Raw genomic sequence first — 20,523 nt, forward strand, 5'->3', positions numbered from 1 at the left:
ATACCCGAGCGGGGCGGATACTACTTATCCGTCCAGCAGAACCATCTACCCAGCCCTGCAAAGCCAAGATATGGTGTGCACCTGAGTTTAAGTGGCACCGGTTCTAACCTTTTACGCCAAGCGCAAAGAAATCCATTGCGCGTTAGTCTGTGCCCTGCGGCACCAGCTGGATTCCTACTCTGGCAAAATCGGCGACTTGACTTACACCCTTAATCTCGACCAGTTAAATCCTGAACAACTGCGTGTTCTGGCCACGCAGCTGATGCCACGCGTCGAGACGATGGACAACCAAAGTCACCGTCACACAACGGTCAACGAGAAACTGACCTATGAGATTGCGCAGTTCAAATGTTACAAGTTTGCCAAGCACAGAAAACAACTAAGCATAGGGATAGGTTGAAGTAGTCATGTGTTTCTGGCTGACTTAGGCCGCCGCTGATTTTGAAAGTGCTGAGTCGACCCCAAACGCTAAGGTCACCTGCCCAATCCTGTGTTTTTAGTCGCTGCGACCACCTCGCGACGGCTATCCCCCACATTACAGGCGCGCCTCGCCTGCATTGCTCAGTAAATGTCGGCTGGCCATCCACAGGTTCGACAGCGGAAAAAGCGTCACTAGCTGTGCCGTTTTTTTGGTCTGGTCACGAAAACGCGTATTCACATAACCGAAGTGGCGCTTGTTCACCCGGAAGGGGTGCTCGACCTTCGCCCTCACCTGCGTCTTGGCTTTTTTGATCTTGCGCTTGGCTTTATATAGGATGCTGCGCTTGGCCGGTATCTGGTAGGTACTAAGCCGGGCGAGAATCTGCCAGATGACCTGGTGACCTGGTGACCTTCATGCTAGGGACGTTTCTCCACACCGGTATAACCAGCGTCGGACACACGACGTTTTCGTCGCCGTGTAGCAGCATATCGACCTGCGTGACATCGGCCGCATTGGCCGCCTTATCCACCATGCTATGCACCTGGCCTGACTCATCCACCCCAATATGAGTCTTCATGCCAAAGTACCACTGATTGCCTTTCTTGGCCTGGTGCATTTCCGGGTCACGCTTGCTGTCCTGTTTTTTAGTCGAACTCGGCGCATGAATCAGCGTGGAATCGACGATGCTGCCCTAGCGCAGCGATACTCAGATAGCCATTTAACACGCCCAAAATCTCTGCTGCCAACTCGTGCTTTTCCAGCAGGCGACGGAAGTTGAGGATGATGGTTTCGTCGGGTATGCGCTCTAGGTCTGGCGACGTAGCGAGCGAATCATATTGACAAGCTTCTGCCGCATATATGGAACCGGCTGGCCGCATAAGACGGGATGTCGGGACGCATGCCCTGCAGATTCAGGCTCGCTGGACACATTGCTAGCTCGGTGCGCACCATAGTTTCGTTGAAATTTGTCACCTACTGTTTCGAATACTCTCTAATGTGCGCAGGCAAATTTTCACCAAAGGGGAGTAAGCAGCACGACTGCGAATAATCTCAGTGTCTGCATTGCCATAACCAAACCTATGTCGCAGTTCGATTCGATAGCAATAATCGATAGTGAATCTAGACCCCCAGTGCTGGTAGCGAGAAATGCCGATAGGTAATCGCGCTCCAGCAGTACCGCGAACAGCCAGGCCGAAAGTCCACAAAGCGTGATAAGGGCCAATTCCGCAGCAAGCATGATCGGTAGTTTGCGCATAACGTACAAAAGTGTTGTCCGATCAAAACGCAAACCCACATAACAACCAATGGTCGCATATGCCAACTCCATCAAGAGTTCCGGTAACTTAATTATCAGGATTCCCGTTAATTGCAACACTACAGCAAATATTTGCGGGCACAGCATCAACCCTGCCGGAACACGTAGCCCAATCACCACCCCGACTACCACTAGGACGAGACTGAGCGAAACGTTGAGCCAATAGCCGGACGTGACAGGCTCTTCCGATATGGGCTGTACGATCTCCGCTGAACCAGCTAATTGATGGCTGATCAAAGCACTTATTGCGACAACACATATCAGCCTTACGTATTGCATTGTGGCTACAAGGCGTGAGTCCGCGCCATCATTATCGGGGCCGCACCTGGAGTGCGTCCCCCATAAAGCACTATAGGCTGCAAGACCACCAAGCCACGTTAGTAACAACCCCGCCAGCAAACTTAAAAGCACCGTATGCATGGTCACGGCAAGCATAAATGGCCATTCTTGAACTAACTATGCAAGGACCCCAGCTTTTACTGAATGGCCTACCAACATACCAACTAGGCCAATGGAAAGCTGATAGGCGCGTACTGGAATGATCGTGGCGCTGCCCATTACTCCAAACGCGATACCTGAGAACATAGGTCCAAGGAAAAACTCTGCTGGTAAATTAATTACCCGAAACAGTTCACCCAACATCCCGGCACCCAACACAAGTGGTGCCCACTGTAGCGATACCGGACGCGACGAGAGCCATTCCCCCTTATCATACATTGCACCGGAAAAGACATAGATTGGGGTGCGTTCGCAGCAAAGTATAAAAGCCTGTGTGTGCCATTTTATCCCCTCGCAAGATCCTGGCAATACTGGGCCGGACACATCCTGGCTAAACAGGAAACGACTCACCAGTCCATCGAGCCCGCGCGAAGCTGCGAAAGTTCAGCACTGGCAATTGCCGTTTGATTTGAACTAAACGCTGCCCGATATCTCTAGCCTGCATAGCAAGGTCTTCCACATCTTTTTATGTGGACTGCGAAATGATTGCCATCGCATTAACAGCGATGGCGGTCGCATCAAGTAAACGAGTTCACTTTTCCGTAGGTTGTTCAAAAGGGATTTCCCGCAAACTGCGTGTGAGAAAGTCACCATAGATTATCTGCAGACCAAGGAGCCTTATGAGATTCCTCATCATTTTGTTGGCTAAAAAGCGAGGGTGTAGCCCAAGATGATTCGGTTTTCATCCGCCGCATCGGCGAAGTTCGAGCGCATGGTTGCGTTACGCCAACGTAGCGATACGTTTTTGAACGTGCCTGACTGGATGACGTAGCTCAGGTCCGTCGTTCGTTCCCACTCTCCGCCTTCCCCGCCCGAGGCCCGTAAGGCTCTGGCCTTAACGCTGCTGATATTCGCCGGATCGACTTGATCGCCTTTCACATAACGCAGGTTGAAGGCCAGCCCGGGAATTCCGAGCGCAGCGAAATCGTAGTCATATCGCGTCATCCAGGCCCGTTCATTGGCCAGGGCGAAGGTGCTGACCTGCTGTTCACTGAACAGATAGGTATCAGTCCCGCCGACGTAGGCGTAAGCCGTATCTCCGCTGACTTTCTGGTAGCCGCCGCTAAAAGTGTGTCCTTTGATCGAATAGCCAAAGTTGGTGCTTAAGGTTCGGTTATCGACCTTCCCAAGCAAGTCTCGACCTTGTTCCTTGGCGGAAAAGTAACGCCACTCGGTGAACACCTCACCGGGTCCCACCCAGATCCTGTACTTGAACCCCGCAAAGTGTCGCCGAAACAGGTCCTCCAACTGACTGGTGTGCAAGCTCAGCGTCAAATTTTTCAGCAGTTGATAATCGACCCCTAAATAATACAACCGATCACTGGTGACCGTTGTTGAGTAAGCCCCCTGCTGCGCCATGGCCGTCAGGTCTTCGTAATCGGTAGAATCACGAAGCTTGGTTGAATCCACTTCCAGTGCCGTGAAGGTGAATTTTTCCAGATCCTTACTCACCAATTGAGCGCCGTTGAACCATTGCGGGAACAGCCGACTGTAGTTGGACGCCAGCAACGGCAATTGAGGGCTGAGACCACCCACTCGGGCTTCTGTCTCGGACATCTTGGCCTTGAACGTGGCAACCGCCTTTGAATAGTCGTCGACGGCGCGTTTGTCCGCCCCCCGTGGTAACAACCCGGTGCCTGAACGGTCCGGACTCGAATCTAGCTTGACTCCCAACATACCAACGGCATCCAGGCCAAAGCCTACGGCGCCCGGCGTGAAACCCGATTGCAACTTCAACATGAGGCCTTGCGCCCATTCGCCGCGCCGGGATTGAGTAGCCGAGTCACCATGAAAATCACGATCAAAATAGAAGTTACGCAACTCCAGACTGCCTTTTCCATCGTCTACAAAACCTGCATGAACCGTCGAATGAAAGGCGCAACAAAGCGTCGCGAGCATCAGCGATGCTCGCGGGGTGGTGAATGAAGCCATATCCATACCTGTTTTATTGTTGTTATCAGGAGAGTACGTCGATTGAAAACTACCTCAGTGTTTCGGATTTTTTACATAGCGCATGAGCACAAAGCATCCGACCAGGATCACTGGAACGATGGACAACATACCCATGTAACTGATCCCAGAGACATCATTGATCTTACCCACCATCACCGGTGCGACCATGCCGCTAAGCTGGCCGATGGAGTTGATGGCCGCGGTGCCACTGGCAACCGCGAGACCTGAAAACGTCGATTGAGGGATTGTCCAGAAAAGTGGAATAGCGATGAACGTGCCAGACGTAGCCAGGATAAGAGCCGACATCATGGCCCAGGGCGAAGTGGAAAACAGGCAGGCCAACAGGTATCCCACGGCCGCTGCCAGCAAGCACATCACCAAGTACTTCTTGCGTTCGCCGGTGCGATCCGAGAGCCGGGTCAGCCAAATCATGCCAACACACGCAATGATGTAAGGCAGCGATGACAGCATGCCGACCCAAAGAACGCTTTGTACACCAGACGATTTGATCAGGCTCGGCATCCAGAAATTAAGGCCATAGGAAGCCGTTTTGATCACGAAGTAGATCAGCGCCATGATTGCCACTTCGCGCGTCAGTAACACTCGCCACAACGACCCCAATACCGGCTTTTGCCTGGCTTTGTCATGAGCCAAATTGGCGGTGAGCAGATCTTTCTCTGCCCGTGTCAGCCACTTGGCAGACTCGATGTCACGATCGAGTTTCCACAACACCAGCACTCCCAGCACCACACACGGTAAACCTGACATCAGGAACAGCCAATGCCAACCCGCTAGGCCAAGCACGCCATCCATTGTGCCCAACAATATACCGGCGGCCGGCCCACCCAATGCTCCTGCCAGAGGGACCGACAAAAACCAGAGGCCGTTCATCTTTGCCAAGTGCTTTTTCGGGAACCAGCACGCCAGGTAGAACAGAATCGCCGGGCCAAAACCGGCCTCCATGACCCCAATCAGAAAGCGCAAGAAGTAGAGCGTGTACTGGGTGTAAGCGAACATCATCGCCGCCGTGGCCAGCCCCCAGGAAACCATGATCCGGCAAATCCAGGCCGGTGCGCCGTAGCGCTTTAGACCCAGGCTGCTAGGCACTTCGAACAACACATAGCCAATGAAAAACATACTCGCGGCCAGACCATACGCCGCATCGGTCAAGCCTAACTCATGTTGCATCTGGGTCTTGGCGAAGCTGATGTTGATCCGGTCAAAATAGGAAAACAGAAAACAAATAATGGCCAGCGGCATGATGCGCCAAGCCACACGCCGATAGAGCAATAGCTCGTTGATCGTTTCTTCGCTGCGCGAAAGCGCGATTTCGCCAGTCATGGCAACCATGATGTTTCTCCATTGTTGTAATTATTGGAGAGAGGCAACGCCCTTAGGACCTTGCTCAACGGGTTTAGCTGATTCGAATCAATTTTTCCCTGTAAACCTGCCCCTTGACGACATAGTCCTGGGCGTTACGCCGCATATCCACGATGGCTTCGGGCGTCAGCTCTCGCACCACCTTGGCAGGTGCTCCGAGAATCAGGGAGTTGTCTGGGAACACCTTACCTTCGGTGACAATCGCGCCGGCACCGACCAGGCAGTTCTTGCCGATGACCGCGCCATTGAGCACCACTGCCTGAATCCCGATCAGCGCTCCATCACCGATGGTGCAGCCATGCAACATGGCCTGGTGGCCGATGGTGACGCCATTGCCCACCGTCAGCGCAAATCCGGGGTCGGCGTGCAAGACCGCGCCTTCCTGTACGTTGCTGTGCTGACCGATTCGAATCGGCTCGTTGTCACCGCGCAGAACCGCGTGGGGCCAGACACTGACACCCTCCTCCAGCGTGACATTGCCAATGACAGTAGCGTCTTCGGCGACGAAGGTTTCGGCATGGATGACGGGGATCAGCGTATCGTATTGATAGATAGCCATGGCAGCACCTCCTCAGACCTGAGCGTCGATTTTCAGAACACCGGCCGCACACAACTCGGCAATGTGGTCGTCGCTGTAGCCGAGTTCGCGCATAACCTTATGGGTGTGCTCGCCAATACGCGCAATCGACTGGCGCGGTTGCAGGCGCTCACCATCGAGTGACAACGGCAGCAGCGGCATGGGGGTGAACGATCCGTCCTCAAGTTCCAGATTCGCCAGACCACCGCTTTGCAACAGGTGCGGATCCTCGAACAGCTCTTCCGGGCGACGTATTGGTGCAAAGGGAACGCTATGAGCTTCAAACTCCAAGGCCAGCGCTTGAGCATCCATCGTGGCAAATATCTCGGCCAGGAGAGGCAGGAGCCGTGGTCGCTGCATCACTCGATCATTGTTGGTAGCGAGGGTTTGATCATCGAGTAACGCGGTCTGACCGAGCAGTTGACACAGTGCATTCCACTGACCTTCGCCGGTGGCCGCGACGAACATCTGCTCACCGTTCGCGAAGTCAAACACGTCGTAGATCGCCCAGGCATTGATGCGGTTCGGCATCGGTGCGGCCGCCTGACCAGTGACCACAAACTGCTGCATGTGCTGAGCGGCAAGCAGTACGCAGTTTTCGTAAAGCGCGCTCTGAACCTCACGACCGACACCAGTGGCGTTGCGGTCGTTGAGCGCGGCCAGCACGCCGATGGCACCGAACATTCCGCCCATGATGTCATTCACCGAACTGCCGGCCCGCAAGGGCCTGCCAACGGGGCCGGTCATATAGGCCAGGCCCGCCATCATCTGCACCACTTCATCCAGGGCGAGGCGATTGTCGTAAGGCCCATTGAGAAAGCCTTTGTGCGAGGCATAGATGATGCGCGGATTACGCTCACGCATCGCTGCGTAACCGAAGCCCAGTTCCTGCATGCGCCCGGGTTTGAAGTTCTCGATAAACACGTCGGCGGTGTCGATGAGCTCCAGCACTGCATCGCGCCCTTGCGGCGTGTTGACGTCGATGGCGATGCATTGTTTGTTGCGGTTGAAGGTGCGAAAGAAACCAGCACCGGCACCCAGCAGACGGCGAGTGCCGTCGCCGCGGGTCGGTTCGATCTTGATGACCTCAGCGCCGAGATCACCCAGGATCATCCCGCAGGTCGGGCCCATCACCATGTGAGAAATTTCGACGACACGAATGCCGTCCAATGGAAGTCTAGACATTATTGTTCTCCTCGATCGGACCGGCTCAAGCGCGGATGGCGGCTGACGTGTAATTGAGTGGCAGACCGGCGCGCGCGATGCAGCCGTACAGGGTTTCATCCGGCAACGCGGCGCGAAGCACTTCCCGCGATTCGATCAGTGCAGCCAGATCGATGCCGGTGTCGTAGCCCATGCTTTGCAGCATGAACACAAGGTCTTCGGTCACCGTATTACCGGAAGCACCCGGGGCGAACGGGCAACCACCTAGACCAGCCAGAGAAGCATCCAGCTCGGTAATGCCTTGCTGTACAGCGACCAGACTATTAGCCAACGCAAGACCGCGGGTATCATGAAAGTGCGCGGACTTGAGCTTGTCACCGGCGATGGCTCGAACCGCCTGTAACGTAGTCGCCACCTGAGCGGGATTGGCATATCCGGTGGTATCTGCGAGCGAAACCAGATCGCAACCGGCCTCAAGTACGTGTCGAATTAATTCGCACAAGTCGCTCAACGGCACATCGCCCTGGCGGGTACAACCGAACGCGACGGACATCCCAGCAATCACTTGAACGTCGTGCAAGCCCAGCTCTGACCGCAACTGGCACATCCGCGCCAGCTCTTCGACCATTTCCAGCGGCGTACGACGAACATTGGCCAGGCTATGGGCCACGCTGACAGATACGGGGGCAATGATGCGGTGGGCACCTGACTCAAGCGCATCCTTGGCACCACGCAGATTGGGGGCCAAAACAGTGACGATAAGATCAGGGTAACTGAGGGCGTGGTTAACCACTTCCTTGGCATCGGCCATTTGCGGCAGCAGCTTGGCAGGCACGAAGGAAGCAACTTCCATATGGCGTACACCTGCCGCGTAAGCGGCATCAATCCATAGGCGCTTGGACACAGTGGGCATGATGGTTTGGAGGCTTTGCAAACCGTCGCGCATGCCGACTTCGTTGATCGTTATTATTGTCATGAAGTTCTCTCACAGGCGGAAGCTCAGCTCCAGACTAGAGAGAGGCCGGGACCTCGAAAAGACGTCATTTACGGCCTTATCCATCGTCAGACGCGATGGATAGGATCAGGACGGCGCTTAACGTGATGGGGCGCGCAACAGCAGATGATCCAGCAGGCGCCGCGCGGAAAGCGACAGCGCATCATGATCCCGCACGCAGATCACGAACTCACCCAACGCCCAATCGTCCGTCAGCGGAATGATGCGCAGGTCGAAGAGTTCGGCGTATCGCACCACGGCCTCAAGTGGGAACACTGCCAGGCCCAGTCCGAACTGAGCCAGCCGGAACGCTGCATCGAATGACGACACATAGGAGCGGAAACGCAACTCCCGGCCATGCTTCTCTGCATCTTCGCGCATGGTGGTATTGAGTGTGGCAAACACCGACAACCCTAGATGATCAAAATCCAAGGTCTCCGAGAACGCGATGCTAGTGCGATCGGCCAAGGGATGATCCGCTCCCACCACGACTGCCAGATGGTCCTGGCGGTAAGGCAGAAACTCCAGATCGCCCACGGCCGTCGACCGCCTGCATATGCCCAGGTCAGCGTTGCCCTCCGCCACTCCACGAACCACATCGGGGCTGAAACGCTCTTCGATGTCGGCCTGGATTCTCGGGTTGTCCATCATGAAATCGGACAGTTCCTCCGGCAAAAACTCCATGATCGACGACACATTCGCCAATACCCGGACATGTCCGCGAGCTCCTTCGGCGTACTCGCTGAGTTCGCTGTCCAGCTTTTCCATCGCTCGCGTCAACGATCGGGCATGCCGCAACAAAGCCTGACCGGCAGGTGTGGGTTCAACCCCGCGTTTGCTGCGTTTGAGCAGCGGCGTACCGAAGCGGGCCTCAATGTCGGAGATCCGCTTGCTAACCGCCGACGGTGCAATAAATGCCCGCTCGCTGGCCCGTGCGATGGTGCCTTCCTCGCAGACTAGAATAAACAGGTGTAGGGAGAAATGATCCAAAGGCTGCATCTATGCCCACCCCTCAAGCCGCAGCGTGGCACGCACCAGTCGTTGCTCTTCGCCTTCGATTTCCTTGAGGTTTTCGCAGATGCTCTGAATATGCGCAATGGCCGCCTTGCGCGCCTGTTCCGGCATACGGCTGGTGACGGCGTTGTAGAGGCGCGCGTGGTGACGGTCGATCTGCTTTTTTTGCGTTTCGCGGTGATAGAGATTATTGACCGAGGCGAACACCGTGTTCAGCAGTAAGTCAGTCAGCGAACGCAAGGTCTGCACCAACACCGGATTGTGCGAAGCCTCGCAAATCGCAAGGTGAAACGCATGGTCGAGTCGGGCGTGGGCAGACGCATCCAGCGAACGGCTGTGGGCATCGAGCAATGCTTCATAGGCGCGGGTGATCAGGACAAAATCAGCGTCCGTACCGCGTAGGGCCGCCAGGCGTGCGGACTCGCCCTCCAGCAGGCTGCGCACCTCGAACAAATCATAAAGCGTTCGTGGCTGCGAGCTGAACAAATGCATCAGCGGCGATGCGGCACCATGCCCTGACAGGTCGGCCACGAATGAGCCCTTGCCCTGTTCCGTCTCGATAATCCCGCGAGCGCGCAACAGCTTCAGGCCTTCGCGAAGTGCAGTGCGGGAGACACCGAGTTTTTCAGTCAGGCGCCGCTCCGACGGCAACAACTGCCCGGTTTTGAGTACCCCGTCGACGATCAGGCGTTCTATTCGCTCACAGACCACGTCTGCAACTTGTGGATTACGGGTCACCGCGGTGCTGTCCATCGAACTCTCCAACTGGTATGACCAGCCTCAACATCAAAACCGTACAGACTCAAACACAAACATAACAAGCTGTTTAAGCTTGTTTTTTTTAAAACAATAAGAAACTGCCTAGTAAAAAACTGGTTCGACCAGCCAAACAACGCATAGACAGTAGAACGCCTCGGGCCAATGATGCAAGTCAGCTGCATACGCAAACAGACCTCTTATAAAAACAAGCGAGTGTCGTGCACCGATGAACATTCTCTACGACGAACGCGTTGACGGTGTCCTGCCTGACGTCGACAAAAATGCACTGCTGCAAGCCCTGCACGCGCAATGGCCGGATCTGGAAGTCCTGCATCAGCAGGAAGAACTCAAGCCGTACGAGTGCGACGGACTTTCAGCGTATCGCACCACGCCCATGCTGGTGGTGCTGCCGCGAACCATCGACCAGGTTCAAGGCGTGCTTCGCCTCTGTCATGAAAATAAAGTGTCAGTCGTTGCTCGCGGCGCCGGGACCGGTTTATCTGGCGGCGCATTGCCACTGGAAAAAGGCGTGCTGCTGGTGATGGCGCGCTTCAACAACATCCTCCACATCGACGCCGCCGCTCGCACTGCTCGCGTCCAGCCGGGCGTTCGTAACCTGGCGATCTCCCAGGCTGCCGCGCCGTGTGGCTTGTACTACGCGCCGGACCCTTCTTCGCAGATTGCCTGTTCCATTGGCGGCAACGTGGCGGAAAACGCTGGTGGCGTGCATTGCCTGAAGTACGGTTTGACCGTGCACAACCTGCTCAAGGTCGACATCCTCACCGTCGACGGCGTACACCTGACGCTGGGCTCGGAAGCGCTCGATTCACCGGGTTTCGATCTGCTCGCGCTGTTCACCGGTTCTGAGGGCATGCTCGGGGTAATCATCGAAGTGACGGTCAAATTGCTGCCAAAACCGCAAACCGCCAAGGTGCTGCTGGCGGCGTTCGACTCCGTGGAAAAGGCCGGTCGTGCGGTCGGCGACATTATTGCCGCTGGCATCATTCCGGGCGGTCTGGAAATGATGGACAACCTGGCCATTCGCGCCGCCGAAGACTTTATCCATGCCGGCTATCCGGTCGATGCCGAAGCCATTCTGCTGTGCGAACTCGATGGTGTTGAAGCCGACGTTCACGATGACTGCGACCGCGTGCGCCAGGTGCTGGAACAGGCCGGCGCCACCGAAGTGCGCCAGGCCAGGGATGAAGCTGAACGCGTGCGTTTCTGGGCCGGGCGCAAGAATGCCTTCCCGGCGGTGGGTCGGCTCTCACCGGATTATTACTGCATGGACGGGACGATCCCGCGTCGCGAACTGCCCGGCGTGCTGCACGCGATTGCCGCGTTGTCGGCCGAATACGACCTGCGAGTCGCCAACGTTTTCCACGCCGGTGACGGCAACATGCACCCGCTGATTCTGTTCGATGCCAATCAGCCGGGTGAACTCGATCGCGCCGAAGCCCTGGGCGGCAAGATCCTCGAATTGTGCGTGAAGGTCGGCGGCAGCATTACCGGCGAGCACGGCGTGGGCCGCGAGAAAATCAATCAGATGTGTGCGCAGTTCAATAGCGATGAGTTGACCGTGTTCCATGCCGTCAAAGCCGCGTTCGATCCGAGCGGTTTGCTCAACCCCGGCAAGAACATTCCCACCCTGCACCGCTGCGCCGAGTTTGGCGCGATGCACGTCCACATGGGTCAGATGCCCTTCCCTGAACTGGAGCGTTTCTGATGCGCAGCGAACACGATATCGATGACAGCGGCGCACTGCTGGAACAGGTTAACCAGGCACTGCAAAACGCCACGCCGTTGCGCATCCAGGGTTCCAACAGCAAGGCGTTCCTGGGGCGCATTGTCCCGGGTGAAGTGCTCGACACGCGCATCCATCGGGGCATCGTCAGCTACGACCCGACTGAACTGGTGATCACTGCCCGCTGCGGCACGCCCTTGGCAGAATTGTCCGCAGAGCTGGACGCGGCGCAGCAGATGCTGCCCTGCGAACCGCCGTCCTTCGGTGACGACGCGACAGTGGGCGGGATGATCGCCTGTGGGCTCTCGGGACCACGCCGCCCGTGGTCAGGCTCGGTTCGCGACTTCGTTCTCGGGACACGGGTCATCACCGGGCACGGCAAGCATTTGCGCTTCGGCGGCGAGGTCATGAAAAACGTCGCCGGTTACGATCTGTCGCGGTTGATGGCCGGCAGCTATGGCTCCCTTGGCTTGATCACCGAAGTCTCGCTCAAGGTTCTGCCTAAGCCGCGTCAATGCTTGAGCATCAGCCTGGACATCGACAGCGATCGCGCCTTGTTGCGCCTGGCGGAATGGGGCCAGCAGCCGTTGCCGATCAGCGCCGCGTGTCATGACGGTCAACGCCTGCACTTGCGGCTTGAAGGTGGTGAAGGCTCGGTGGCAGCCGCCCACGACCGTTTGGGCGGCGAGTTGCTGGACGCGTCGTTCTGGGCCGACCTTAACGAACAGCGCTTGAGTTTCTTCGATGAGGATCAACCGCTTTGGCGTCTGTCCTTGCCGAATAACACCGCGAAACTGTCCCTGCCCGGTCGTCAACTGATCGACTGGGGCGGTGCTCAGCGCTGGCTCAAATCCAACGCCGAAGCCGCCTTCATCCGCAAGGTTGTCGAAGCCGTCGGCGGGCATGTGACCTGCTACAGCCACGGTTTGATCGACAGTCCGTTCCAACCGTTGCCGGCGGCACTGATGCGCTACCACCAGAACCTCAAGCAACAACTCGATCCCCGAGGCATTTTCAACCCCGGACGCCTGTACGCGGAGCTTTGACCCATGCAGACCACCCTGAGCGAACACGCCCGCCAACTGCCCCGCGCCGAAGAAGCCGAAAGCATTCTGCGTACTTGCGTGCACTGCGGTTTCTGCAACGCCACCTGCCCGACCTATCAACTGCTCGGCGATGAACTGGATGGCCCGAGGGGCCGCATTTACCTGATCAAACAAGTGCTGGAGGGCAACGAGGTCACTCAGAAAACCCAGCAGCACCTGGATCGGTGCCTGTCGTGCCGCAATTGCGAAACCACCTGCCCCTCAGGCGTTGACTACCACAACTTGCTGGACATTGGCCGCGCGGTGGTCGATGCGGCGGTGCCGCGTTCACTTGGCCAGCGGCTGTTGCGCGAGGGGTTACGGGCAGTCGTACCCAATCCGGGACTGTTCAAAGGGTTGGTCGGCAGCGGCCAGGTGTTCCGTGCCTTACTGCCCAACACCCTGCACGTGAAATTGCCGCGAAACGTGCATCCGGCGAAGCCACGCCCGACTACCCGCCACACTCGACACGTGCTGATGCTCGAAGGTTGCGTGCAGCCGAGCCTGTCTCCCAACACCAATGCGGCTGCGGCCCGGGTACTGGATCGCCTGGGGATCAGCGTGACGTCAGCCAGTGAAGCCGGTTGCTGCGGCGCCGTGGACTATCACCTCGACGCTCAGGGTGCCGGCCTTGATCGCGCCCGCCGCAACATTAATGCGTGGTGGCCGAGCATTGAAAAAGGTGCTGAAGCGATTGTGCAAACTGCCAGCGGTTGTGGCGCGTTTATCAAAGACTATGGGCACCTGCTCAGCGGCGACCCTGCGTATGCCGAGAAGGCGAAAAAAGTCAGTGCGCTGGCCAGGGACCTGGTTGAAGTACTGCGTGACGAGCCGCTGGAAAAGCTCGGCGTACACAGCGGCCAGCGTCTGGCGTTCCATTGCCCCTGCACCTTGCAGCACGCGCAGAAACTCGGCGGCGCCGTTGAGGCGATTCTGACGAGTCTGGGCTTTAATCTCACCGCGGTTCCCGATAGCCACCTGTGCTGCGGCTCGGCGGGCACCTATTCGATCACTCAACCCGAACTGTCGCGACAACTGCGCGACAACAAGCTCAATGCGCTGGAAAGCGGACACCCCGAAGTCATTGTCACGGCCAATATCGGCTGTCAGTCGCATCTCGCCGGTGCGGGCCGAACCCCTGTCCGGCACTGGATCGAACTGGTCGAAGCCGCCCTGCCTTAACCGAGCCCTGGAGAATCCACATGAAAAACAAAGCCCTACTGAGCCAGACCGAAGTCAGCCAAATCCTCGCCGCCGCACGCACCGAAGCGCAGAACAATCAATGGGCCGTGACCATCACGATTGTCGATGATGGCGGCCATCCTTTGGCCCTTGAACGCCTCGACGGTTGCGCCCCGATTGGCGCCTATATCGCCACCGAAAAGGCCCGCACCTCGGCGCTTGGTCGGCGTGAATCAAAAGGCTATGAGGAAATGGTCAACGGTGGTCGCCATGCGTTTTTGTCGGCGCCGTTGCTGACCTCCCTTGAAGGTGGCGTGCCGATCATCGTCGATGGTCAGGTGATCGGCGCGGTCGGCGTGTCCGGGGTCAAGGCCGAACAGGATGCACAGGTGGCCAAGGCCGGCGCGCAATGCCTGAAATGAACTGAACGTGACGCTGTCAGCGCTCGATAAACAACGTGTAATGGAGATACAAAAGTGACCGATTTCGTTAACTGCCATGGCCTTAAGGTTGCGCCTGTCCTGCAGCGTTTCGTTGATTCGGACGTGCTGCCGGGAACCGGCCTGGATTCGCAAACGTTTTGGGGGGGGATCGCCGCACTGGTGCATGAACTAGCGCCGGTCAACCGCGCGTTATTGGCTGAACGGGACCGCCTGCAAATCGAACTCGATACCTGGCACCGAGCACACCCAGGCCCAGTGACCAACATGGCGGCGTACCGCGACTTCCTGAGCGGGATCGGTTACCTGCACGCACAACCCGAGAACGTCAACGTCAGCACCCGTAACGTCGATACCGAGATCAGTGTGCAGGCGGGACCGCAACTGGTTGTCCCCGCAGTCAATGCACGTTACGCGCTGAATGCGGCCAACGCCCGTTGGGGTTCGTTGTACGACGCCCTGTATGGCACCGACGTAATTTCCGAGGATAGCGGCGCTGAGCCGAGTCGGGCTTATAACCCTGTGCGTGGGGCGAAAGTCATCGCGTTTGCGCGGGCATTTCTCGATCAGGCGTTCCCGTTGAGCAGTGGCTCCCATACAGCCGTTTCGCGTTACGGCATTGAAGGGGCTGCGCTGCAAGTTACCCTGAACGATGGCAGTCAAACCGGCTTGGCGAATGCCGCGCAGTACATCGGCTACCAAGGCTCGCTCGCTGATCCCACGGCCATTCTGCTGAAAAATAACGATCTGCACGTCGAGATTCAGGTCGATCGGCAGAGCGACATCGGCCAGGCTGACGCTGCCGGCGTCAAGGATTTGCTGATCGAAGCAGCCCTCTCGACCATCATCGATTGCGAAGATTCGGTGGCAGCCGTCGACGCCGACGACAAGGTACAGGTGTACCGCAACTGGCTGGGCCTGATGAAGGGCGACCTCAAGGAAGACCTGGAGAAAAACGGTAAAACTATCACTCGACGGTTGAACGCAGATCGCGAATACACCGCCGCTGATGGCAGTTCACTGACGCTACACGGGCGTTCGCTGCTGTTCATCCGCAACGTCGGGCACCTGATGACCAGCCCGGCGATTCTCGACAATGGCGGACTGGAAATCCCGGAAGGCATTCTCGACGGCGTCATCACCAGCCTGATTGCCCTGCATGACCTGCAACGCCGGGGCAACTCCCGGGCCGGCAGCGTCTATATCGTCAAACCGAAAATGCACGGCCCCGCCGAAGTGGCCTTCGCCGAGCAGTTGTTCAGCCGCATCGAAGACCTGTTGCAGCTCGAACGTCACACCCTGAAAATGGGCATCATGGACGAGGAGCGGCGCACCAGCGTCAACCTCAAGGCCTGCATTGCGGCGGCGTCCTCACGGGTTGCGTTTATCAATACCGGTTTCCTCGATCGCACCGGCGACGAGATGCACACTGCCATGGAAGCGGGCCCAATGTTGCGCAAGGGCGACATGAAAAGCACCGCGTGGATCGAGGCCTACGAGCGCAACAACGTGCTCGTAGGTCTGGACTGCGGATTACGCGGGCGGGCGCAGATCGGTAAGGGCATGTGGGCCATGCCGGATCGTATGGCCGACATGCTCCAACAGAAAGTCGTCCACCCAAAGGCGGGTGCCAACACGGCGTGGGTGCCCTCGCCGACCGCCGCTACCCTGCACGCTTTGCATTACCACCAGGTCAACGTGCGTTCAGTGCAAACGTCCCTTGAAACGACAGACTTCAGTGGCGTAAGCCCGGCATTACTGGACGGCTTGCTCAGCGTGCCGGTCGTCACCATCCCGTCATGGACAGCCGAGGAGATTCGTCAGGAAGTCGAAAACAATGCACAAGGCTTGCTGGGGTATGTGGTGCGTTGGGTCGAGCAAGGCATCGGCTGCTCGAAGGTGCCCGACATCCATAACATAGGCCTGATGGAAGACCGCGCGACCTTGCGCATTTCCAGTCAGCACATGGCGAACTGGCTGCGACATGGTGTGATCACCCGGGATCAGACCCTCGAAATTTTGCAACGCATGGCGCGGGTCGTTGATGGACAGAACGAGGGTGATCCGCTCTACACGCCCATGGCACCAGACTTCGAGCAATCCATTGCCTTTCAAGCGGCCTGCGCGCTAGTGCTCGAGGGCTGCGCACAACCCAATGGCTACACCGAACCATTACTGCAGAGATTCCGACACTCATTCAAACAATCAAAGACCTAAATAGAGAACCGTTTAAATTTGGATCCCATGCCCATGATTTCCCGTGCCCCCTTGAACGAGCCCCACGAAAGACAGGACACCGTTTCCCCCTTACGAGAAGGGATAGGCAAACGGGTTTGTTTATGACTAACAGCAACGATAAGGGTGGCGAGCTGCTCGGCCAGGAGCGACCGCCCCGCTGGAGCCTAGAGCAAAAGCTGAACATTGTTCGAGAGAACCTTGAGCCAGGGCAAAATGTGTGGGTCGTCGCTCGGCGTAACGGCATCAATGCCAATGAGTTATTCCTGTGGCGCAAGCTGTATCAGGACGGCAACCTGTAGCCGATCAGCGCGGGAGACGCGTGGTGCCGGCCTTCGAACTGAGCGATGCGCTCAAGCAGATCCTTGAACTACACCGGATGTTAGGCAAGAACACAATGGAAGCGAATATCCTCAAAGAAGCCGTGGAGATCGCCCGGTGCCGAAAGTGGATTGCACACTCACCCTTGTTGTCGGGGTGAAGCTGGGCAGCGAATGTCTCGGTGTGGCGCGCTCACAATTAACGGAACGGTTCGAATCAAGCAATCGGTATTGCCAAAGGCACGGCGAAGCTGGCCTGTCAACGACGCTGAGTTAGTGGCCGAATCCAGCAACAGCTCAGCGAACTGTCCAGCTACGGCTACCGTCGTGTCTGGGGATTGCTGCGGCGTACACGCGAACCCCAGTCGCTGCCCGCAAGCAACGTGAAACGGGTTTACCGGGTGATGCATGATCACAACTTGCGGCTTGAACGCCGGATCAAACAACCCGACGTGCCACATCGGCACTAAGGCCGTATTGCGGTGAAAACCAGCGATACTCGTGGATACTCGGACGGTTCTTGAATTCCGTTGCGGGCACGGCGCCAAACCTAGCGCGACCATCGCTCTGGACTGCTGTGATTGCGAAGCCATAGGTTGGGTCGCCAGCCCAACAGGCTACAGCGGCGATAATATCCGCTATTTGATGTTGGAAAGCGTAGAGAAGTGCTTCGGTGATCAACTGCCTGCAACACCGGTGCAGTGGCTCAGCGATAACGGTTCGGCCTAGAGCGCCGAACAGACGCGGCTGCTTGCTCGACAGATCGGCTTACAGCCGGCGACCACACCGGTAGTAATGGCAGGCAGAGAGCTTCGTAAAGACGATCAAGTGTGATTACATGGCGTACATGCCCAAGTCGAATCGAGACACGGCGCTGCGTAACTTGGCAATTACCTTCGAACATTACAATGAGCAGCATCCGCTCAGCGCCTTGAACTACCATTCACCGAGGGAGCCTAGGCGCTTGGCAGAGGCATCAATTTAACGGGGAGTTGGTGTTCGGTTTTGAAGGGGCAAGTCCAATCTTCACAGATCATCTAAGTAGGCACATTTCCGCTTTCTAAGGGAGGACACGTAGCCTGCTTCTGTTTGAGCGACAGCCGAACTCCGATGTGCTCTTACGCTTACAGAAAAGCTACTGACTCTGGGACCGCTTCAGACTTAAAGAACTGTCCACATCCAAGCTAAAACGGCCCCCTCAGTCAATGGTCCCATGAACCCACGGCTCCATCATGCACCCCGTTGTCTTCACAACTTAAATTTTAAACAGGCTGCCGGGGAAAAACACGGAGGAGCTCAGGCTTTACCTTAACTGATCCAATTTGTTAATGATGCTTCGAACAAGCAATGACGCGCTCAATGAGCCAGCGACCTGCTGGTCCAGGAGGAGCGTCCACTCGATAGACGGCAGACATCAACATGCTCACGCCACCAGCAGGTTCTTCCTCGATATGAAGCCGCACCAGTTGGCCACTGTCGAGGTCTGTCTGTACCGTGTGCAACGGCATGCCTCCCCAACCTAGGCCATTGAGCAGGAACGCGCGCTTGGCGAAGAGGTCGGCAAGTTTCCAGGTCTTGGGTGAGAACACGCCGAAGTCACGACCTTTCGACAATTCGGACCGGTCGGTCAACACGAGTTGGATATGCTTGGCGAGTTCACTGTGGGGAATTGGGCCTTGCAGAGCGGCCAAGGGGTGATCAGCCGCAGCCACCATGGCAAAGGCAATGTTCACCAGGGGCTCAGTGATGATTCCTGGCGGAGTCACCGGCAGGAATCCGACGATTCCGACGCTGGCCTGCCGGTCAAGCACAGGTTGGAACGTGGCCCCCAGCGCTTCCACATAAACGCGCAGCGGCACAGCCGGGAACTGCTCACGAAACTCCTTGGCCACCCCAGCAAGCGCCTCGATCGGAAAGAATACATCAACAACAACCGAAAGTTCGGGCTCCAGACCGGCTGCCATGCCCTTGGCTCGCGATTTAATGGCATCGACACTGGCCACCACGTCGCGTGCCTGCACAAGAAGCGCAGTGCCAGCGGAAGTCAATTGCGGATAACGACCGACGCGATCAAATAACGAGACCCCCAACTGTTGCTCCAGCCCTCGCACCAGTTCGCTGATCGCTGATTGTGCGCGGCCTAACCGACGCCCTGCAGCGGAGAAGCTGCCCTCATCCACGGCGGCGACGAATGTTCGCAGTTGGTCCAGCGATACACCGTCAAGCATATGACCTCCAAATGTATCTGATATTCAGATCCAATCCATAAGAATATACCGTCTATTCAGATGCATTATGCAATGAAATCATGCTGGCGCGTCTACAGCCAATTAGCAACCTCCCTTTTTTTCGATTGGAGCGCCAGCATGACCAGCATTCTTCACATCAGTGCCAGTATCTTGGGCGACTACTCCGCCAGCCGAGACCTCACAGCCGAAATCGTCGCCAAACAGGTTGCACTGTACCCCGGCGCCTCCGTTGTTGTCCGTGATCTGGTCGATGACGCGTTGCTGCATCTTAGTCCCGCCCACCTCGCCGTCTTCCAAGGCGCCGTGCCGGCCTCCCCCGAATTAGGTCAGGACATCGCCCAAGGCGGCGCCTACATCGATGAACTATTCGCCGCCGATGTCATCGTCATTGGTGCGCCGATGTATAACTTTTCCATCCCGAGCCAGCTCAAGGGCTGGCTGGATCGCGTGCTGGTCGCTGGACGAACGTTTCACTACACGGTGAATGGTCCTGAGGGCCTGCTTCCTAAAGGCAAGAAGGTGTTCATCGCTTCGACCCGCGGCGGTATTTATAGCGGTGCAAGCCCACTGGCCGCACTGGATCACCAAGAGAGCCTGCTGACCGCTGCGCTGAACTTCATTGGCTTAAGCGAAGTGACCATCGTTCGTGCCGAAGGCCTCGCGCTCGGCGATGAAGCCAAAGCTACAGCCCTAAGTCAGGCCAAAGCTGAAATTGATGCAATCCGAGCCTAAACGTTTGCCCTTCCTAAATCACGAGCATGAACTTATGAACACAAGCTTGACGGCCGTTTCAGCATCAACCAGTACAAAACTTCGAATTGCATCATGGGTGTTGCAACTAATTGCGGCAGCCGCTTTTCTCGCAGCCGGGACGGCCAAGCTCGCAGGCGTTCCGATGATGGTGGGCATTTTTGACCAGATTGGTATTGGGCAATGGTTCCGTATCGCCACTGGGCTCGTTGAGATAGCGGGAGCGTTGGCGCTGCTAGCTCCAGCGTCTGCAGCTTTTGGTGGATTGTTGCTAGCTATTACGATGCTTTTTGGTATTGCGACTCACATTTTCATTATCGGGGGTAACCCAACCCCAGCCATTGTCCTCCTGTTGATTACGTCCGCAATTGCCTACCTGCGCCGGCAAAGCATTACTAGGCTGCTCAAGCGCAGCTAAATCTATTTCTGTCTTCACCACATTG

General features: G+C 57.0%; 15 protein-coding genes and 4 pseudogenes. 9 read left to right on the forward strand and 10 right to left on the reverse strand.

Annotated elements, in window-relative coordinates; genetic code table 11:
* Window positions 1-196: 196 nt before the first annotated feature.
* Window positions 197-385, forward strand: a pseudogene (locus V3W39_RS00875) (IS66 family transposase); the annotation flags it as partial.
* A gap of 150 nt (window positions 386-535) precedes the next feature.
* Here V3W39_RS00875 and V3W39_RS00880 read toward each other — a convergent pair.
* The 9 genes and pseudogenes from V3W39_RS00880 to glcC form a co-directional block, all read right to left on the reverse strand.
* Window positions 536-1,230, reverse strand: a pseudogene (locus tag V3W39_RS00880) (IS5 family transposase); the annotation flags it as partial.
* 203 nt (window positions 1,231-1,433) lie between these two features.
* Window positions 1,434-2,177, reverse strand: a pseudogene (locus V3W39_RS00885) (AbrB family transcriptional regulator); the annotation flags it as partial.
* 702 nt (window positions 2,178-2,879) lie between these two features.
* On the reverse strand, window positions 2,880-4,166 hold the full coding sequence (locus V3W39_RS00890; RefSeq protein WP_330211982.1) for an OprD family porin: 1,287 nt from the start codon (window positions 4,164-4,166) through the stop codon (window positions 2,880-2,882).
* Window positions 4,167-4,220: 54 nt separating this feature from the next.
* Window positions 4,221-5,537 carry an MFS transporter gene (locus V3W39_RS00895; protein ID WP_330211983.1) on the reverse strand — a complete coding sequence of 439 codons (1,317 nt, stop codon included), beginning with the start codon at window positions 5,535-5,537 and terminating at the stop codon, window positions 4,221-4,223.
* Window positions 5,538-5,601: 64 nt separating this feature from the next.
* Window positions 5,602-6,126, reverse strand: coding sequence for a gamma carbonic anhydrase family protein (locus V3W39_RS00900; protein ID WP_330211984.1), 525 nt, complete (start codon window positions 6,124-6,126; stop codon window positions 5,602-5,604).
* Between the two features lie 12 nt (window positions 6,127-6,138).
* Window positions 6,139-7,329, reverse strand: a complete 1,191-nt coding sequence (locus tag V3W39_RS00905; RefSeq protein ID WP_330211985.1) for a CaiB/BaiF CoA transferase family protein — start codon at window positions 7,327-7,329, stop codon at window positions 6,139-6,141.
* Window positions 7,330-7,354: 25 nt separating this feature from the next.
* Window positions 7,355-8,284 carry a hydroxymethylglutaryl-CoA lyase gene (locus V3W39_RS00910; protein ID WP_330211986.1) on the reverse strand — a complete coding sequence of 310 codons (930 nt, stop codon included), beginning with the start codon at window positions 8,282-8,284 and terminating at the stop codon, window positions 7,355-7,357.
* Window positions 8,285-8,401: 117 nt separating this feature from the next.
* A complete protein-coding gene (locus tag V3W39_RS00915; protein WP_330211987.1) occupies window positions 8,402-9,301 on the reverse strand; it encodes a LysR family transcriptional regulator in 900 nt (299 codons plus the stop codon).
* The gene (gene glcC, locus V3W39_RS00920; RefSeq protein ID WP_330211988.1) at window positions 9,302-10,069 is read right to left on the reverse strand and encodes a transcriptional regulator GlcC; all 768 of its coding nucleotides are present in this window, start codon (window positions 10,067-10,069) and stop codon (window positions 9,302-9,304) included. It abuts the gene before it with no gap.
* Between the two features lie 232 nt (window positions 10,070-10,301).
* On the opposite strand from glcC, the gene glcD reads away from it, so the two are divergent.
* The 6 genes and pseudogenes from glcD (at window position 10,302) to V3W39_RS00950 (ending at window position 18,066) form a co-directional block, all read left to right on the forward strand.
* On the forward strand, window positions 10,302-11,801 hold the full coding sequence (gene glcD / locus V3W39_RS00925; protein ID WP_330211989.1) for a glycolate oxidase subunit GlcD: 1,500 nt from the start codon (window positions 10,302-10,304) through the stop codon (window positions 11,799-11,801).
* A complete protein-coding gene (gene glcE, locus V3W39_RS00930) occupies window positions 11,801-12,865 on the forward strand; it encodes a glycolate oxidase subunit GlcE (protein WP_330211990.1) in 1,065 nt (354 codons plus the stop codon). Before glcD ends, glcE begins: the two co-directional genes overlap by 1 nt.
* A 3-nt stretch (window positions 12,866-12,868) precedes the next feature.
* Window positions 12,869-14,086: a glycolate oxidase subunit GlcF gene (gene glcF, locus V3W39_RS00935; protein WP_330211991.1), complete on the forward strand. Its 1,218-nt coding sequence runs from the start codon at window positions 12,869-12,871 to the stop codon at window positions 14,084-14,086.
* 20 nt (window positions 14,087-14,106) lie between these two features.
* Window positions 14,107-14,508 carry a heme-binding protein gene (locus tag V3W39_RS00940; protein ID WP_330211992.1) on the forward strand — a complete coding sequence of 134 codons (402 nt, stop codon included), beginning with the start codon at window positions 14,107-14,109 and terminating at the stop codon, window positions 14,506-14,508.
* Between the two features lie 54 nt (window positions 14,509-14,562).
* Complete coding sequence (locus V3W39_RS00945; RefSeq protein ID WP_330211993.1) at window positions 14,563-16,743, forward strand: malate synthase G; 2,181 nt, start codon at window positions 14,563-14,565, stop codon at window positions 16,741-16,743.
* Between the two features lie 122 nt (window positions 16,744-16,865).
* Window positions 16,866-18,066: pseudogene (locus V3W39_RS00950) on the forward strand (IS3 family transposase).
* 340 nt (window positions 18,067-18,406) lie between these two features.
* On the opposite strand, the gene V3W39_RS00955 reads toward V3W39_RS00950, so the two are convergent.
* Complete coding sequence (locus V3W39_RS00955; RefSeq protein WP_330211994.1) at window positions 18,407-19,309, reverse strand: LysR family transcriptional regulator; 903 nt, start codon at window positions 19,307-19,309, stop codon at window positions 18,407-18,409.
* 138 nt (window positions 19,310-19,447) lie between these two features.
* Between V3W39_RS00955 and V3W39_RS00960 the strand changes: the two genes are divergently transcribed.
* Both V3W39_RS00960 and V3W39_RS00965 read left to right on the forward strand, forming a co-directional pair.
* Window positions 19,448-20,062, forward strand: coding sequence for an FMN-dependent NADH-azoreductase (locus tag V3W39_RS00960; RefSeq protein ID WP_330211995.1), 615 nt, complete (start codon window positions 19,448-19,450; stop codon window positions 20,060-20,062).
* A 34-nt stretch (window positions 20,063-20,096) separates the two neighbouring features.
* On the forward strand, window positions 20,097-20,498 hold the full coding sequence (locus tag V3W39_RS00965; RefSeq protein ID WP_330211996.1) for a DoxX family protein: 402 nt from the start codon (window positions 20,097-20,099) through the stop codon (window positions 20,496-20,498).
* Window positions 20,499-20,523: the final 25 nt, after the last annotated feature.

Origin of the sequence: Pseudomonas sp. Z18(2022), assembly GCF_036346535.1 — a bacterium.
In the GTDB taxonomy this organism is placed as follows: Bacteria; Pseudomonadota; Gammaproteobacteria; order Pseudomonadales; family Pseudomonadaceae; genus Aquipseudomonas; species Aquipseudomonas yamanorum_A.